Raw genomic sequence first — 18,480 nt, forward strand, 5'->3', positions numbered from 1 at the left:
ACTAACGCCTCACAGATTTATTAACATTCATTTCTTCAATTTTTGGATTTTCCCAAGTACCCATTAATCGATACTCATAACGGTTGATTTCTTGGATTTGTTTCCCAAACAATTTATCCATGACCCAAACAGCAGCACCTACTGCAGGATTTCCCGCGGCAATAGCTGCGGCAATCGGTAGGCTGCCAGTCAAATTAGGCATAACATTTAAATGCCCATTTAAATATTGATCTTTAACACTGGTTCTCAGCGTTGTCTCAATTTTAACGGAAGCCGACTCTAATAACACCCTATCAGAGTGCACAATACCTTCTAACATATGAATGCTACCTGAGAGCGAATCAAAGGTCATACCTTCTTTGGTAACATCACTAAAGTCTAAATTGAGTCGACGACGAATATTATCAATATTTAACAAACTTAAAATTCTACCAAATCCTGGATTCAGTCCTTGGATAACGCCATCTCGCAAATTAAACTTTATTTCGCCACTTAATGAGGGCAGTTTTACATCGAAAGGATATCCTTCCCAACTCAGGGCAAAATCAATATTACCTTTAGCTTTTTTCAGCGTCCCCTTCATTCCTAATGCATTCATTAGAGTGCTAATATTGTTAGTATTCATTGTGCCAGTGATATCAACTTGACTACTTCCAGACAAGTAATGCCAGTAGCCCGAAGATTGCACAACAGAATTCATTAAATTCAGGTCAAAATTTTTGATATGGTAACCATAGGTTGTCGGTTCAAGTTGCGCATGGATTGATTTGAAAATTTTAGTTTTATAATTTAAATGTTTAATTCTAATTTCAAGTGGCTTTTTAAGTAATGGATTTTTCTCTATGTCTGTAGTCTTGGTATCCACATCCTCAACCATTGTGGCAACAAAAGTCTCAGGAATAATTACTTTTTCCAAATCAACAACGATGGTGCGTGCTGAATCTTCATTTGGAACGGTTATAAAACCTGTAACCTCTTCTGATTGGATATAAAATTGAAAATTATCTAATGCTTGATCATATTGTGCTTCTATTTTTGCATCTTTTATCGGCAAACCTAATACATCCAGTGCTTGTACCGTCAGGTCGACAATAGGTGAAACAAGAGAAGATGATTTGCTTTGTTTTAATTGAGAAGCATCTATTTTATCAAATACTTTTTTTGCATCTAAATGATCAATGCTACCATTGATAAGAAATTTTTTATCTTGTCTTAATTTCGCAAGCGCTTCAGTACCGCAATACAAATGACCACCTAACCACTCTTTTTGCTCTGCTTTTTCTGTATTGTAACTTAAGGCCAGATGATAAGAGGGGGATTGAATCATATAATGATTTATTTTATCAGGCTGTAAAATACCTTGAATTTCAATCTTAAATTTATCGTCTTTCTTCTTTTCAAACGGTGCAGGTAAAGCAAGTTCTACCCCTTTTAAATCAGAATAAATAACAAAATTCCCCGATTGTTCTTCATTAAAACCATTGACATGAAAATCAGCTGAGTATTCAGTCACACCGCTGATATCTTTTCTGAAGATATCATCTGCACTGAGCACTTTGCTAACATCAACCAAACCTTTTGCATGTATGTGCGTAATTGAGTCTTCTTTTAATTCTGAATTTAAACTAAATTCTGAAGGAAGCCCCCAAAGGTCTCCTACCAAATGTTTAGCTGAAATTGTGTTTTCAGTAAAAGCTGTTTGCCCACGTAACTTTTTAACAGTAATATTCTGCTGCTGAAAACTAAGTTCTGCATCTTGCGTATCAACGGTGCCTTTTACTTTGATCCCCTCTTTCTCGGAATGAATTTTTTCTTTGCTCAGTGGTATGATCAAATCTAGATTTAAAGCCATATCTCCTTTGAGATCAAAAGCATTTAAGGTACTACCAACCTTTTCTTTTAAAGGAGAATGGTTAATGACATCAACGCCTTTGGGTAGCTGGCTTCTAGCAGATAACTGCGTGCGCAAAACAGCAGGATGCGCTGTCAAATCAGGAATGACTGCCTCTACTTTCTGAATAGGAACTTCCATTAACATGGATGTACCTGCTTGCGCATAAAATGCACGATTACGAAATACGACATCAATGCTATCACTATCAAGCTGCGGCCAATCTGGTGAGAATTTGAATCCCATATTTACAAGGTGTGCATTCACTTGAAAAATACCCTCTGCCTTGTCAAAAGGAAAATCATGTAAGGCACCGCGAAAGACAACAGCGCCTTGTTGAACAGTACCGCTCTGTAAGCTGTGCGATAACCATTCATTCAGCTCAGTATGTAAAACTTTAGTGGGTAAATAATCCTTGACTGAAGCAACAGGTAAATTTTCAAAATCCACTACCAAATCTAAAATAGATGAGGATTGATTTTTATTTTCTGCTGAATATGGTATCGCAAGTTCAAACTTAGCATTTATATCTGTCTTATCTATTGCCAAATTCAATTGCTTGCTTGACAGTATTGTTTTATTCTCTTTATTTTCAACGAACAGCAATCCATCAATGCTATCAAAAACAAGATCTTGACCAAACCATTTATTCTTTGAAAAATGCACATCTTTGCTATTGAGACTCATTCTCCCTTTATTTTCTTCGAAAGTAACTAAACCGCTTAGATGCGCAATATTTATATCGTCGAGATAACGAGCGCTGAGCTGTTCAACATCAGCATTACATTTTAGTAATTTCCAAGCATCTCGTTGAGACTGAAGCTTTAAATCTAAGTAGTTAATAATACCCGTTGTTAAATCAAAATCTGGAAAAGTATCATGATAAAAATTTTTAGCTTCTTTAATAAGCACAACTGGCAAATGACTTGCTTGAACATGCCATATTGCATCTTGTTCAGACTGCTTTTGATAATCAACAACCAACTCTACTTCTTCTAAACTTGAAATAGGCTGATCATTTAATTTTACATTTTCAACATGCAAAGCTTTGGTTGCAAGATTCCAACCGGTTGCCGTTTTTTGCCCAACGAGCGTTGCTTCTAATACTGGACTGCTTAGGATTTTTTCGTTATAAGATGCGGCAAAAGATTTAACATTTGTCTGCACATAGAGATCAGTACGCGCTGGTGTTTGAGTTATCTTTGCAATCGCATGCACATCTCCCGCAACATTAATTTTGTCTTTTAATTCAGGATTGTGGGCGGCAATAATATCATTTACGCTGTCTAAACTACCAAATGCACTTATAGTCCAATGATGCTCATTATTTTTGGCGCTTGTATAATGTCTAAAATTGAGGAAACAAGGCCTTTCAGAAATATAGGTCGCATGCCCTAAAACGGATTCTGTTTGATCAAGTGAAAGCAGAATATCCGTTTGTGTAAACACATAATTTTGCTTTGGGTGTTTGACTATCACATCGCTGTTTTGTAAACGAAAATGTTTAATCCAGCTACCCGCTTTCTTCTCATCGAAAGAAAAATCAAATTGAGGCAAATCTTTCACATGATATTTAATAAAATCATCTGTTTCTAAGCTTAACTGCGTTCCAACCAAACTGAGTTCATTGATAAATGATTTATTCTTCCAAAAAAATAATGGAAGATTAAAATAACCATGTACCTCACTTATCTCTAAATCTGCAGGTGTATTGAATGGTTTTTCTAAGCGGGATATTTGAACATTTCTCGCAGAAAAGCCAGGATATATACCATGCCATTTAAAATTAAGGGCATCAAAATGCACCGATACAGGTAACTGTTGATTGAGCCTATCCTGAATATAATATTGAGTTTTAGGATGCTGAACCCCCAAATAAACCGCACCATAAGACGCAGCAAGTATAATGACACCGCTTGCACATATTTTATAAGAGAATTTTATTATTCTTCTTGCTATTATACCCAAAGCAGATGATTTCTCGGTTAGGCGGCAAGAGAACGAAGCCCCAGGAGTGCACACTTTGTGCATAACTGGGGTGAGTGAGCGAAGCCAACAACACCGAGGATTCGTATGCTTTGGGTATATCTTCATTACATGAGCACCACATCAAATTGCTCTTGTTGATAAAGGGATTCTACTTGGAAACGAATGGATTTATTTAATATTTCTTCTAAATGCGCTAGACTGGTTGATTCTTCGTCTAATAACTTATCCACAACAGATTGAGACGCTAACACAAGATAACTTTTAGGATTATAAGCTCTTTCTGCCCTTAAAATTTCTCGAATAATTTCGTAACAAATAGTCTCTGCTGTTTTGACCGATCCTCTACTATTACACACAGGGCAAGGCTCACACAGTACATGCTCTAAGCTTTCACGTGTGCGCTTACGCGTCATTTCAACCAATCCTAAACTAGAAACTTCAGAGATGGTATATTTTGTGTGATCATTGGATAAAGCTTTTTCAAGAGCAGAAATAACTTGTTGTTTATGATCTTCTGCCTGCATATCGATGAAATCGATAATGATAATACCGCCCAAATTACGCAATCTTAATTGTCGCGCAATTGTGGTTGCCGCCTCTAAATTTGTCTTAAAAATGGTTTCTTCTAAATTCCGATGCCCAACAAACCCACCCGTATTCACATCAATGGTTGTCATTGCTTCTGTTTGATCAAAAACCAAATGCCCACCTGATTTTAGTTGGACTTTTCTTTGCAATGCTTTTTGAATTTCATCTTCGATACCATACAAATCAAATAAAGGCCGTTCTGTTTGGTAAAATTCTACTCTGTCTCTCATCGTGGGCATGAATTTTTCTATGAATTCTATTGCCTTATCAAAGGTTTCACGCTCATCAATTTTGACTTTTTCAGTTCTATGAGAACAAAAATCTCTCAGTGATCGCAAATACAAGGGGAGATCGTCATAAATAATTTGTCCACAACTGGATTGTTTAATGCCCTGCTGAATGGTTTGCCATTGTTTACTGAGATATTCCATGTTTTTTCTAATCTCTTCCTCTGCAACTCCTTCGGCAGCGGTTCTCACAATGTAACCACCTTTATGATCTGAAATAGATTCAACAATATGTCTCAACCGCTCTTTTTCTTCTAAGTCTTCAATACGCTGTGAAACACCTACTTTTGACAAGTCTGGCATGAAAACTAGAAATCGAGAAGGTAAAGCAATGCGAGTGGTTAATCGAGCACCCTTTGTTCCAAGCGGATCTTTGATCACTTGCACCGCAATTTCCTGACCATCTTTGAGTATTTCTGTAATACTTTCAGTATGTTCATGAAATTCAACTTGGCTTAAATAATCATTGGAAACATTGAGGATATCATTGAGGTGTAAAAAAGCAGCTTTTTCAAGACCAATATCGACAAAGGCTGCTTGCATACCTGGCAAAACACGTACCACTTTGCCTTTATATATGTTACCAACCAAGCCTACCCGACTAAAGCGCTCGACTAAGAGTTCTTGAAGAACACCATTTTCTACGATAGCAACTCGGGTTTCCCTATGATTGATGTTTATAAGTATTTCTTCTGACAAAGTTCCGTTGCTCATATGCTTTCAATATTTGTAAAAAATTATTTCATTATAGCATCATAGAGCGCAGGTCTATAGAAGAGAGTCTATGGGACAGCTTACTTATAGTGAGACAAGGTGCAAACTTTTTGAGTCACATAGTTTGATGCAAAAGAAAGAGCAGCAGAAAAGGCTCTGACATGAAGAATCAACAAAAAATGGCGCTTGAGATGGCTTCTATAGTCACAGCACATGAGTTTTCCGGTAGGCGTCAAGCCTCGAGCAACCGGAGTGTACATAAAGTACATGAGGATTGCGAGAGGGCGAAGACAACACCCCCGAAAGCTTATGTGCGAAGACTATATTTAAGCATTCTCAACTTGCTCTTGAGTAGCAACAGACACTTTTTTTGATTTTTGCAGAGATTTTTCTAAGATCATTGCAGCACCTCTTGCAACACAAGTAAGTGGATCTTTAGCTAGTTTAGCCGAAATACCCAATTCTTCTTTAATATACAAGTCTATGTTGCGCAGCAAAGAACCGCCACCGACTAGATCCATACCAACTTTAGAAATATCTGCCGCTAATTCAGGTGGTGTTTTTTCTAAGACAGAATGAATGCCATGTATAATAAGAGAAAGAACAGGTTCGAGTGCTTCAATAATTTCATTACTGTTCACAACAAAACTCACAGGAATGCCGTGCCCCATGTGACGGCCTCTGACGGATAACTCAGTAACTTCCTCAAGCGGAAAAGCAGTACCCATTTCAATTTTGATTTGTTCTGCGGTCGCCTCTCCCACCAAGCATTGATAATTTCTTTTGAAGTAATCAATGATGCTATAGTGAAAATGATCACTACCCACCTTAAGTGATGTACTTAAGACAATACCATTCAGCGACATTACTGTAATATCTGTTGTACTTCCCCCAATATCAATCAGCATCGAAGCGGTTGCTTCATGAATAGGAAGCCCTGCCCCCATTGCCGCAGCAATCGGCGCTTCAACCAAATAAACTTCTTTAACACGCGTCACACTTTTGATGGTGTCTTTGATTGTCCGTCTTTCTTCTGCCGATGTATCACCAGGTACACACACGACAATACGCGAACGAGGCTTTATCCAAGCTGCATTGATCATCTTCTCCAAAAAATGCTTAAGCATTTTTTCTGCCAGTGGCCAATCTACGATACGACCATTATAAAAAGGGCGAACTGTTTCCATATTTTCAGGTGTTCGTCCCAGCATTTTTTTGGCATCATCCCCCACAGCAACAATATCATATGCGCTATTGTCCTCTGTGTAGCGAATGGCCACGATGGAAGGTTCATTGAGCACAATGCCTTGCCCACAAACGTAAATCAACGTATTCGCACATCCTAAATCAATCGAAATATCATTTGCGAACCAACCACGTAATGCTTTAATCATGAACTCATCCTAAAATGGGAGGGTAGTAAAGTTCCAATACCAAAAACCATAATGCCACCACAAATAATCTAAGCCTACTATGCTTGGACATGGCTTATTTTGCGGAAACATTTGAGCATAGGTAGACACCTAAAATTCAGTCGTAAGGACTATTATAGGTGTAGTTCATGGCTTTGGCTACAACCCTAAGCTATGGTACATTAGCAACCTTACCAAAGGACTTTACAAAATAATATTGAGTATTGTTATGACTACGATTAATAAAGCCGATGTTGAAAAAATAGCGCACCTCGCCAGACTATCTGTTTCAGAAAAAGAGATTCCAGAATATGCCAGAAATCTTTCTAATATTCTTGAGTTAGCAGAGAAAATAAATAATGCAAACACAGATAATCTAACCCCTATGGCACATCCTTTAGAATCTTTAACACAACGTTTACGCCCAGATGAAGTCACTGAGAGCAATCAACGTGAAAGATTCCAAGCAATAGCCCCTTCGACGGAAGCCGGCGTTTATCTCGTGCCCAAAGTAATTGAAGATTAACCCAATATACTCACATCCCATTCGAAGTTAGATGAACAAACATTCGAAGACCTGAGAGTACAGTACCCCTTAAGGAAAAAAGCATGCACACTTTAACCTTAGCTCAGCTTGCAAAAGGCTTAAGTGAGAAAAAATTTTCTAGCCTAGAACTCACGCAACATTTGCTAAAGCGTATTCAAAAACTAGATCCTCAATACAATAGTTTTATTACCGTATGTGAAGATGCTGCTATTGCTCGTGCAAAATTAGCCGATCAACAACGCGCAGCCGGTCAAGCAAAATTATTGACTGGCTTACCAATGGCACATAAAGACATTTTCTGCACACAAGATATTAAAACATCCTGTGGCTCAAAAATGCTTGATAATTTCTTAGCGCCCTACGATGCAACCGTTGTTCAACAACTGAACACACAAGGCATGGTGATGTTGGGTAAAACCAACATGGATGAATTTGCAATGGGTTCTTCAAATGAAACCAGTTTTTATGGTCCCGTTAAGAATCCATGGGATACTACAACGGTTCCAGGTGGAAGTTCAGGTGGCTCTGCTGCTGCCGTTGCAGCTCGTTTAGTGCCTGCTGCAACTGGCACAGATACCGGTGGCTCAATACGTCAACCCGCTGCGCTGTGTGGCATTACAGGCATAAAACCTACCTATGGCCGTGTTTCTCGTTTTGGTATGATTGCCTTTGCTTCTAGCTTAGATCAAGGCGGTCCCATGACCCAAACCGCTGAAGATGCTGCAATGGTTTTAAACGCAATGGCAGGTTTTGATGAAAAAGATTCTACCTGTGTGGATCAGCCTGTGCCTGATTACACTGCAACCTTGAACGACTCTTTAAAGGGTAAAACCATTGGCCTACCCAAAGAATATTTCGAACAAGGTCTTGATAAAGCCGTTGAACAATCTGTTCAAGATGCTATCAAAGCCTACGAGAAAATGGGCGTTAAAGTAAAAGAGATTTCTTTGCCCTCTAGCCCCTTATCTGTCTCTGTTTATTACATTGTCGCTTCTGCTGAATGCTCTTCAAATTTATCGCGCTATGATGGTGTTCGTTTTGGATATCGTTGTGAAAATCCGATCAATTTAGAAGATCTCTATAAGCGTACACGTTCTGAAGGCTTCGGTAGCGAAGTGAAGCGTCGTATTATGATTGGCACTTATGCACTCTCTGCAGGTTACTATGATGCCTATTATCTAAAAGCGCAAAAAGTACGCCAATTAATTGCCAATGAATTTAAAAAAGCTTTCCAAGAAGTCGATATCATTGCAGGCCCAACAGCACCTTCTGTTGCCTTTCGAATTGGAGAAAAAGTAAATGATCCTGTCGAGATGTATTTGTCAGACATTTACACCATTGCAACCAATCTAGCAGGTTTGCCCGGCATGAGCATTCCTTGTGGCTTTGTGAAGCAAATGCCTGTTGGTCTACAATTAATTGGTAATCACTTCACTGAAGGGTTGCTATTAAATTTTGGACATCAGTATCAACAACAAACAGATTGGCACAGCCAAATCCCTGAATCTTGCACCTAAGAGGAGTCTTGCGAAATGCAATGGGAAACCGTTATTGGACTTGAAGTTCACGCTCAATTAAGCACAAAATCAAAAATTTTCTCTGGTGCATCCACACAATTTGGTCAAGCTCCTAATACTCAAGCTTGTGCCATTGATTTAGGCATGCCAGGTATATTACCTGTATTAAATAAAGAAGTTGTTAAAATGGCTGTTCGCTTTGGCTTAGCGACAGGTTGCACGATTGCACAACGTTCTGTCTTTGCTCGTAAAAATTATTTTTATCCTGATCTCCCCAAAGGCTATCAGATAAGCCAATATGAACTCCCCATCGTTCATAGCGGTTATCTTGATGTGCAAATGGAAGATGACAAAACAAAGCGCATTGGTATCACACGCGCACATTTAGAAGAAGACGCAGGAAAATCATTACATGAAGATTTTCTTAATCTTTCTGGGATCGATTTAAACCGTGCAGGAACAGCTCTGTTAGAGATCGTCTCTGAACCTGATATGCGTTCGCCTGAAGAAGCTGTCGCTTATTTAAAAACCTTGCACTCGCTTGTCCGTTATTTAAATATTTGTGATGGAAACATGCAAGAAGGCTCTTTCCGATGCGATGCAAACGTTTCTGTTCGCCCCTTGGGTGAGACAAAGCTTGGCACGCGTACAGAAATGAAAAATATCAATTCATTTCGCTTTGTAGATCAAGCCATTCGCTACGAAGTGCAACGTCAAATTCAATTATTAGAAAGTGGACAAACAGTTTCTCAGCAAACCAGACTTTACGATCCAGTTAAGCAAGAAACACGCCTGATGCGCGAAAAAGAAGAAGCCAACGATTATCGTTACTTCCCAGATCCTGATTTATTGCCTGTCGTTTTGGATGATGTTTTTATACAAACTGTACAAAAAGAAATGCCAGAACTACCAGAACAACGCTGCAAGCGATTTGAAACTGAGTTTCAATTAAGCAACTATGATGCTTCTGTACTCACCGCAAATCGAGAAGTTGCAGATTATTTTGAAAGCGTTGTGAAGCACTTAATCAAACCAGAAGCTAAATTGGCTGCAAACTGGGTCATGGGTGATCTGATGGCACTTCTCAACAAAGAGAATCTTAGCATCGCTCAAAGCCCTGTTACACATCTTGATTTAGCGCAGCTTTTAAATCGTATCATTGATAATACGATTTCAGGAAAAATTGCTAAAACAATTTTTGAAGCACTGTGGAATAAAGAAGGCACCGTTGACAATATTATTGAAAGCAAAGGCCTAAAACAGCTCACAGACAGCTCTGAAATCGAAAAGATCGTCAATGAAATCATCGCCGCTAATCCTGAACAGGTAGAGCAATACAAACAAGGCAAAGATAAAGTATTTGGCTTTTTTGTAGGGATGATTATGAAAGCGACAAAAGGCAAAGCTAATCCTCAACAAGTCAATGATTTATTGAAAGAGAAGCTGAAGTAGTTAATTGATAAATATTAAAGAGCTTTACTTTACTAGAGCTCGCAATGACGGAATAACTAATTTTTTCCGTCATTGCATAAGTTGTACCCATGCTAACGTTTAACGCCCATGCAGACGATAACGATTCTGAAGACGATCAAATCCCACGTCGACTCTTGCTCATGCATTGTAGTAGTAATGTAGGCGTTATATTAAACCCTACTAATCGAAATCCTAAATTGTCAGAATTGTATCGCTACTTTGATAATTTATGCACAAAATCAACAGACGCATCTCTTTACATTCCGAAACATATTCAAAATCATCTTCAAAGCCTTACTTGGCATATTGAACATCATATAAAAGACTATTGGTTATATACCCTGAGTCATTATATACAACAATGGATGCTAGATTCTGCTTATAATCTTAAAGCAGATATTGTAGAAGCAATTGGTGAAGAGAACTTAGCTCCCATTAGGGCAATGACCTTGAGGCTCTATAAGAATAGTTCAGTCATAGAAAATAATCTATGCCGTGCGTATTTTTCACTTCTTGCTCAATATCTTCACTGTGCTGATTTTCATGTGGAGGATCTAAAAGATTTCAGCAAAATGATAGCAGAATTAAATTTTTGCAATCATGAGATACTTGTGGCACGTAAACAAACCTTATTAGATCAATATAAACTTTGCATTAACAATCCTGAACATTTATCTTTTTGGTCACAATATAGCTATCAAGGCTTTTGGGGACAAGGTGGTGTTCCTGTTCAGAATTACTATATTCCAAATACCGTACATAAAATTATGCAAACATGCTCATCCCACACTGCTGAACCTTATGAAGATTTTATCGTACGCATCAATGCACTGCGACATCAGCCAAGTTTTTTATCATTTAAACGCCACCCTGTTACGCAGCGATTTTATGATTTACCAGACGAAGATTTGGAAACAACGACAGTAGATGAATTGGTTGAGAGAGATTCTCAACGACTTGGATAAAAAAATTAAAAGATAGAAACATCAAACCATCTATCATTTCTAGATAGATGGTTTGGAAGATCTACTAGTAAATAAACCATTATCATCGCATACAAAAGTACGATGAAGGATATCATCTTCATGAGAAGCAAGGAGAAATTTTTCACTGTTTTTAAAATAGCTTCCTTGCAATTGACAGAACTCATCTAATTTATTTTTTAATATATCCGGATACACTTCTAAAACTGCTGTCTTAAATGCGTCTACACGTTGAGCTAATCCTACGTTCTCTATTGAGCTTTTTTGATAAACCACACGCTCTTGTAATTTTTCTATATATTTATCATAAAGTTCAACTGTTAAGTCTAAATCAGTCAACTCTTTAAATTCATTACACACCACCTCAAAAAGATGAGAACTTCTAATCAGATGAGACTCAAATAAACTTAGATTGGGGATATGTCCGAATTGATGTGATGCAAGTGCATAAGTATAAGGTGCAGAACCTTTGGGCACATGTTCCATAAATATAGACCTATCAAAATCCGTCTCATAACGATTAAATATCGCCAAAACAGAACCACCGCATTTCTTTACAAATTTCTTAATATCGGCATGATTTTTTGCCATCCTATCCTGAATATCTTTAAACTGAGAAAAATTGAGCGTTGTGTTAGTTGGTTTTAGTCTCTCTCTTAATTCATGCGATTGTTCTACCATTCTAATTAATTCTAGAAATTGATTCTTTTCTTTTTCTGACAAATTTCCAGCATCGTTAAGTATAGTATTAACTTCATTGCGCAGCATATCGTGTGGAAATGCAAATACCCCCGCTTCTACTGGTCGGTACACAACTTCATCAGGCAAATCTTGCGTTAATTCAATAGCTGGAATATAACCCGTTAGATCGTATAAATCATTACCAACATTTTTTACTTCTCCTGTTGGTAATGTTACCTCATATTCACCATCTATATTTTTTTTGAAAATACAGTCTTGTATCGCATAGACCTCAAGGCTATTTAGAGTATCCTCAGGCAACTCTTTGATCCAATTATTTGCTTCATTTGCCTCAACTAATTCAGATACAGACTTGGGCGAATCAAAATTTTTATCATATAATCCGATCAAATTGACACCATTTTGCTTTAACTTTGATGCTGCCCATAAGTAAGTTAATCCTAATCCAACGCCAACAATATTTTCACCAATCTGTTCAATTGCGCCAGTTCCAAATAGGCTTGTTCCTTGTTTGAAATCCAATTTATCACCAGACGCATCTGTTAAATCATGATTTCCAGTCGTTAATTTCCCATAGACAGAAGCATTATTAATAACTAAAGTACCATCAAGAGGAATTTCTTTAAAAGAATTTCCACTCTGAATTCTTAACATTGGAGTATATTGATCGTCAACAGCTTCGCTATACTGTACTGAGCATTTTGCTTGATCAAAATGATTCCCTTGGATTATTTCGATATTTTTCGATTTACTAGCAATTAGAAATCCTTGTTCACGCAGAATTTGATCTTGCATTTGACCCATTTCACTAATTTGTAACCGATCAGAATCTGTTAACTGAGGAAACATTTTTTTGATCATCTTTCTATTTGCAGGTATTAAGCTGCCTACTTCTTGTCCCCATGGTTGATCCAAAGTTTTAGGAATTGCTGATTTCCAATTAGCATCAACATATACTATTAATTTTGTTCCATTTTCTATATAAATAGGACTATTGAAAAATCGCTCAATAGCAGCAATACATCCAGAAACACCACCAAAAAAAGCTATTCTTTTAGGTAAATTTCCTTCTGCTATCTGCACAGGAATTCCATATGGTTTAGTACGACCTTCAGAATCAACAAAGTGTACCGAATTCCTTTTAGTTTGCGACCATAATCTTTGAGGTTGATCAGTAGCACGAGGACCTAAGCGAGAAACTAAATTACGAAGCAATGAGCTGCTGTTAATAAACACCTTCATAACACATCACCTAATAAGATTGAGGATAGCGATCCATGTAGAAAAATCATAGACCACATGCTAACTGTTTTTGTATGCAACATTATTACTACAAATATATTTAGGACAGCCATAATATATCCTTGAAAAAAATATTAGAGCGTAGTAATCCTCAAGCTATAAGCTGTGAATTAGATCGTATCTGTTGTTACCCCAAAAAGCTTCGAGTGAAGGTATGACTGGATATATGTATAATTAAGACAGATGGAATATTGAATTAAGCGGCGTGTGTACTTGAATATAATTTCTTTGCTTGAGTAATGCCTTTTAAAGCTTTCCTTCTCTCTTTGCCAAAATTAAGTAGTAAAATTTCGCTGCCTACTGCATGAGAGAAGCTTTTACTTAAATTTTTGACTAAAGATACCCAGTTTTGAGGTTCAAAGTGCAACCTGGTCAAGATAGGAGCAAGATGCTCAGGAATAGAACCTGCTTCTTTATCATCGCGAATCATTCGCCCTGTGTAATCAACAAGTTCTAAATAATCGACAAGTTTAAAATCAATGGCATGTGAATGATTCGTTGAAATGTTTGCAAAAGGCACTAAGAACTTGGGTTGTGCAAGATTGTTATATACCTCTGCTTTTTCGCGCTTAAGCTGTTTAATGGATTTTGGCTTATTGATTTTTAATTGCTTAGAAATATGCTGGATACGCTCATAGATGGAAGTAAACTCTGATTCTTCAGGCGTTTCTGTAATCCCAGCTCTAACAGGATTTAAATCAACATAAACCATCGCACTTAAAAGTGCCCCTTCATCCAATAAGGCTTGAGATTTAAAGCGTCCTTCCCAAAATCGTCCTGCGGTATCATCTTCCTCGTTTACATCGCGTGCTATTCGTTCATTTAAGCAGCGCATAAACCAGCTAATACTCGTTAAGCGCTCTTTCCAAAGTTGAATTTTCTGTTTTAGATGCTTATTTTCTTCGGCATCTTTAGGAAAGATAGATGCCCAACGACGGATGATTTCTGCTTCTGACCAATTCTCAGCTACTTTATCTTCGACATATAAAACCACATGATAATGATTGCTCATAATGGCATAGGCACAGATTTTGATGGCAAAGATATCTGTTAGATATTTTAATCGATTGACAATCCACGCTTTACGGTGAGAATAATCTTTCTGGGTTAGCTCATCAAAACCACACAAAAAGCTGCGACGCACACATCGGTTCATGACGTGATAATACGGCGTTGCATTCAAATCAATTTGTTCTGAGCGAGCTAAAGTCATAACTTAAAAAATATCCCTATTACTGAAAGGAATTCTAGCGCAAAAATTTTGGGTGAAGCAACTTAATCTGGCTGTCCTGAATTCTAATAGCAGTACCAATATAAGCGATTAGTCTGTAAACAATTATTATAAGTACTCGGATGCCGCGCATAGGGACTATTATGATAATAATAAGGCGATATTAATGGATAAGATGAATAACTATATCGATTGATTGTATAATATGGGCCATAGGTTGTTTGCCGTATATAGTCTTGCTGATGCCCATAAGTCATGTATTCCATAGAAGGCTCAGCACAACCCCAGCAAAAAATAATTACTGATATTAAAAACACTTTAAAAATATTAGTCACCATAAAACTACCTTATGGGCTTCATTTAAATTATTACCCATGTATGATGACTATATCGTCTTTTGAAGAAAATATATGACTATAATAATGATATGCAGGATTTCATTAAAATAATAAACATGGAGTTTGATTATGGTTCAGCGCTCAGAACATGAGCAAAAAGCAAGAGTAGATCTGGCAGATTGCTATCACATTGTCGACCAATTTGGATGGACTGACTTAATCTATACGCATATTTCTTCGCGCATTCAACATGAAGAAGGCACGCTGCTGATCAATCCTTATAATTGGCTGTTTGAGCAGATTACGCCTGACAATTTAGTGAAAATTGATTATGATGGAAATGTCAAAGAAGCAGAACCTTTCGCATTTTTAAATAAAACAGGCTATGTCATTCATAGTGCTATTCATAGAGCACGACCTGAAGTCACTTGCGTCATGCACATGCATACAGTGGCAGGCATGGCGCTTTCTACGCTTGAATGTGGACTACTCCCTATCACTCAACATGCATGTCGATTTTACAATAGAATCGGCTACCACGATTTTAATGGTTTACTCTGTGATGTGAAAGATCAAGACAGGCTGGTCAAAGACTTAGCACATCATAAAGCCATGATCTTAAGAAACCATGGCTTAATTACAGTTGGACGAACCATTGGTGAAGCTTTTGGATTAATGCACTTTCTAGAAAGAGCCGCACAGGCACAACTTCAAGCCATGGCAACAGGTGCAAAACTCATTGTTCCACCACCTGAAATATGTGAAAAAACTGCCAGGCAACATGGTGATGACTATAGGGTAAACGGTGCACTTGAGTGGCATGCCTTAGTTAAGCGCCTCAGAGATGCTAAGAAATAGCCATCACCGTTTTTTTATATAAGCACTTCCTCAAGCTGAACACTAACCATGCCGATACCCTCTGTGAATAATTAATTTTATGCAGAGGGCATTTTCTCATGAGTCCTGAGAATGATTTACACTACGATGCAACAACAAGCCAAGTATATAAAATTTGGATAGTAAATATATTACTCAGCATCTGTACCTTGGGTCTTTATCGATTTTGGGGTAAAACAAGATTACGCCGCTACATGACAGCAGGCTTTATGCTCGATGGCGATCGATTCGAATACACAGGTGATGGCAAAGAACTATTTTGGGGATTTGTTAAAGCCACTTCTTTATTGCTGATTATTTCCCTTCCATTTTTCTGGGCGACAATGGAAGTTTCAAAAATGTCGCAAGAATTAGAACAAGGAATAGAGAATGAGTTCAAATCCAACACAGATCATAAACCACTCAGCACACCCTCAACCATAAGAGCAAAAAAAATATTAAGCTCTTTTACTACAGATACACAATCACATCCCACTACCAATAAAAGCAAACCCTCACAATCTATCAACAACACACCTGCTCAAGAAGAGATGAACGTGCTGCAGATTACAGCTATTCTTATCTATATCATTTATATCTTTTTCTTTATCACCTTTTTGCCGTTTGTCGCTGTATTTCAGGCTATCAAATATCGTGCATCCAGATTGCGTTATAGAGGTATTCGAGGGCATTTGATTGGGTCTAGTCTAAAATATGGCATCATAGGCTGCTGTCATACCTTACTGGTTATAGCAACGCTCGGATTATGGAAGCCCTTTGCCGATCTCAGACTACATCAATACAAAACAACGCATCTTTATTTTGGCAATCAGATTGCTACTTTCAAGCCACATTATTTCAAATTATTCTTTTATTATTTTGCCTTTTATATATGCTTTGTTGTCGGTATTTTATGTTTCCTTATACCTGAAGCAGTTGCATATCTTTCTCCTGACAATGTTCCAAGCGCTATTATGATATTTCCAATTATAGGCTTTATATTATTACCCATTGGTTTTTTCGGTCTATTTTTTGGATACCGTGCAGCACGTAACAGAATAAAATATAATTATCTTTCATTTGGAGATATAGGATTTGATTGCAGCATTACTGGTTGGCGATTGTTTAAACTGATGCTAGGAAATGGTGTAATCATTCTTTTCACACTTGGACTTGGATATCCATGGGCTATGCAACGCAGACAACGGTTTTTGGCAAAAAATATTAAAATAATAGGTGACTTAAAAAATTCAAGCATTCTACAAGCGCAAGGTGAAAAAGACAATTCTGGTGAAGGACTTTCTTCGTTTTTTGATATTCGTATAAGCTTATTATAATGAGTACGACACCGATTAAAGCACGATTTTTTGATGGCCAATCCATTAAGCCACAAGAAGCTAATATTAGTTTAAAAGCCGATATAATCCAGATCAGCCTGGAAGATAAAATCTATACATGGCCTTGCAAAGAGTTATTAATTATAGAACGACCTCACGAAGGCAAGGCAAGTGTCATTGGCTGTAAAAACATGATGGGTGCACGTATCATCATTGAAGATGATGCTTTTTATCGCACCTTAGAGCCTCTTGTGCCTGAAAGTAATATCAAACTCTCACATGTGCATCATCCATGGCGAAAAATAAGTATACTGCTCGTTGTTTTGGCAGCAATATTTGCTTTCGTTTTATTTGGCATCCCTTATTTTGCACCAAGCATTGCACGAATCATCCCGCATAAATGGGACAATGCTTTAGGCGCATTTTTTATTGCTGAAACACTCAAAGGTAGTAATTATTGCACACAAGAAGAAGGGAGTCAGGCCTTACAAAAAATTATCCATCGACTGACAGAACATCAATCCTTAGAACAAGCCTTTAATATAAAGGTTGTTGATATTCACGATATTAATGCCTTTGCGGCACCAGGATATCATATTATTATCTTAAAAGGATTGATTGATACCGCTAACACGCCTGAAGAGGTTGCGGGTGTGCTAGCGCATGAGATGTCACACAGCATTCAACATCATCCTACCGCGGGACTTATTTCCCAACTTGGTATTAAAATTATTGTTGCCTCTGCATTTAGCAGCTTCCCTGATTTAGGGTTATCGCTTGTCAATTTTAGCTATTCTCGACAGAAAGAATATGAGGCAGATGAAATAGGGGTTCGGATTTTGAATGAGGCGAACCTTGATGCAAGTGGCTTAGCAAAATTTTTCAATACCATTATACAACATGCCGGTGATTCAGATGAATTCAGTGTGTACTTATCAACGCACCCTTCGAGCAAAGATAGAATTGCCAGAGTAAAAGCGCTGAACAAAATTAAAAATGCTGAACCACTTTTAACTAAAAAAGAATGGCAAGATTTAAGGAATATTTGCAAAAAGAAAGAGAAGATTGAGTAGTGGCCGTTACTTGAATGCTACAGCACAATTGAATGAAACTAAACCGATAAGCGCAGCGAATCAATTTTCTTTCTTTGTTGTCAAAGAAAGAGGCACCTTTAGGTGCACAGAAGGATTTGGAAAATAATCTTTTAAAAAATCCATCTACTCGCTAAAGCGAGCGTCTTCCCTTGATACCAAGGGAAGAAAATCATTCACTTTGCTCATTGTTTTGAGATGG

The 18,480-nt window shown here is 37.6% G+C and carries 12 protein-coding genes; 7 read left to right on the forward strand and 5 right to left on the reverse strand.

Translation table 11 applies throughout. The annotated features are described in order from the left end of the window. Position 1: 1 nt before the first annotated feature. The 3 genes from CC99x_RS08905 to CC99x_RS08915 form a co-directional block, all read right to left on the reverse strand. Positions 2 to 3,859 carry a YhdP family protein gene (locus CC99x_RS08905; RefSeq protein ID WP_158003226.1) on the reverse strand — a complete coding sequence of 1,286 codons (3,858 nt, stop codon included), beginning with the start codon at positions 3,857 to 3,859 and terminating at the stop codon, positions 2 to 4. Positions 3,860 to 3,984: 125 nt separating this feature from the next. Beyond that, positions 3,985 to 5,454 (reverse strand): ribonuclease G, encoded by a 1,470-nt coding sequence (rng, locus tag CC99x_RS08910; protein ID WP_057625101.1) that lies wholly within the window; start codon positions 5,452 to 5,454, stop codon positions 3,985 to 3,987. A 341-nt stretch (positions 5,455 to 5,795) separates the two neighbouring features. Continuing rightward, a complete protein-coding gene (locus tag CC99x_RS08915) occupies positions 5,796 to 6,863 on the reverse strand; it encodes a rod shape-determining protein (RefSeq protein WP_057625100.1) in 1,068 nt (355 codons plus the stop codon). A gap of 247 nt (positions 6,864 to 7,110) precedes the next feature. On the opposite strand from CC99x_RS08915, the gene gatC reads away from it, so the two are divergent. The 4 genes from gatC to CC99x_RS08935 all read left to right on the forward strand — a co-directional run bounded on the left by gatC (position 7,111) and on the right by CC99x_RS08935 (position 11,383). Next, positions 7,111 to 7,407 carry an Asp-tRNA(Asn)/Glu-tRNA(Gln) amidotransferase subunit GatC gene (gatC, locus tag CC99x_RS08920; protein ID WP_057625099.1) on the forward strand — a complete coding sequence of 99 codons (297 nt, stop codon included), beginning with the start codon at positions 7,111 to 7,113 and terminating at the stop codon, positions 7,405 to 7,407. A gap of 83 nt (positions 7,408 to 7,490) precedes the next feature. Then, a complete protein-coding gene (gene gatA, locus CC99x_RS08925; protein ID WP_057625098.1) occupies positions 7,491 to 8,945 on the forward strand; it encodes an Asp-tRNA(Asn)/Glu-tRNA(Gln) amidotransferase subunit GatA in 1,455 nt (484 codons plus the stop codon). A gap of 15 nt (positions 8,946 to 8,960) precedes the next feature. Beyond that, positions 8,961 to 10,397, forward strand: coding sequence for an Asp-tRNA(Asn)/Glu-tRNA(Gln) amidotransferase subunit GatB (gatB, locus tag CC99x_RS08930; protein ID WP_057625097.1), 1,437 nt, complete (start codon positions 8,961 to 8,963; stop codon positions 10,395 to 10,397). A gap of 89 nt (positions 10,398 to 10,486) precedes the next feature. Beyond that, positions 10,487 to 11,383, forward strand: coding sequence for a hypothetical protein (locus tag CC99x_RS08935; protein WP_057625096.1), 897 nt, complete (start codon positions 10,487 to 10,489; stop codon positions 11,381 to 11,383). A gap of 39 nt (positions 11,384 to 11,422) precedes the next feature. Here the strand turns inward: CC99x_RS08935 and CC99x_RS08940 are convergent, their stop codons facing one another. Both CC99x_RS08940 and CC99x_RS08945 read right to left on the reverse strand, forming a co-directional pair. Then, entirely contained in the window at positions 11,423 to 13,345 is a 1,923-nt protein-coding gene (locus CC99x_RS08940) for a hypothetical protein (protein WP_057625095.1), read from the reverse strand. Positions 13,346 to 13,601: 256 nt separating this feature from the next. Further along, on the reverse strand, positions 13,602 to 14,618 hold the full coding sequence (locus CC99x_RS08945; protein ID WP_057625094.1) for a hypothetical protein: 1,017 nt from the start codon (positions 14,616 to 14,618) through the stop codon (positions 13,602 to 13,604). 485 nt (positions 14,619 to 15,103) lie between these two features. On the opposite strand from CC99x_RS08945, the gene CC99x_RS08950 reads away from it, so the two are divergent. The 3 genes from CC99x_RS08950 (at position 15,104) to CC99x_RS08960 (ending at position 18,260) form a co-directional block, all read left to right on the forward strand. After that, a complete protein-coding gene (locus tag CC99x_RS08950) occupies positions 15,104 to 15,832 on the forward strand; it encodes a class II aldolase/adducin family protein (protein WP_057625093.1) in 729 nt (242 codons plus the stop codon). 98 nt (positions 15,833 to 15,930) lie between these two features. Next, complete coding sequence (locus CC99x_RS08955; protein WP_057625092.1) at positions 15,931 to 17,187, forward strand: YjgN family protein; 1,257 nt, start codon at positions 15,931 to 15,933, stop codon at positions 17,185 to 17,187. Then, entirely contained in the window at positions 17,187 to 18,260 is a 1,074-nt protein-coding gene (locus CC99x_RS08960; RefSeq protein WP_057625091.1) for a M48 family metallopeptidase, read from the forward strand. The genes CC99x_RS08955 and CC99x_RS08960 overlap by 1 nt, the downstream gene beginning before the upstream one ends. The last annotated feature ends 220 nt before the right edge of the window (positions 18,261 to 18,480 follow it).

It is taken from the genome of Candidatus Berkiella cookevillensis (genome assembly GCF_001431315.2).
GTDB classification, from domain to species: domain Bacteria; phylum Pseudomonadota; class Gammaproteobacteria; order Berkiellales; family Berkiellaceae; genus Berkiella_A; species Berkiella_A cookevillensis.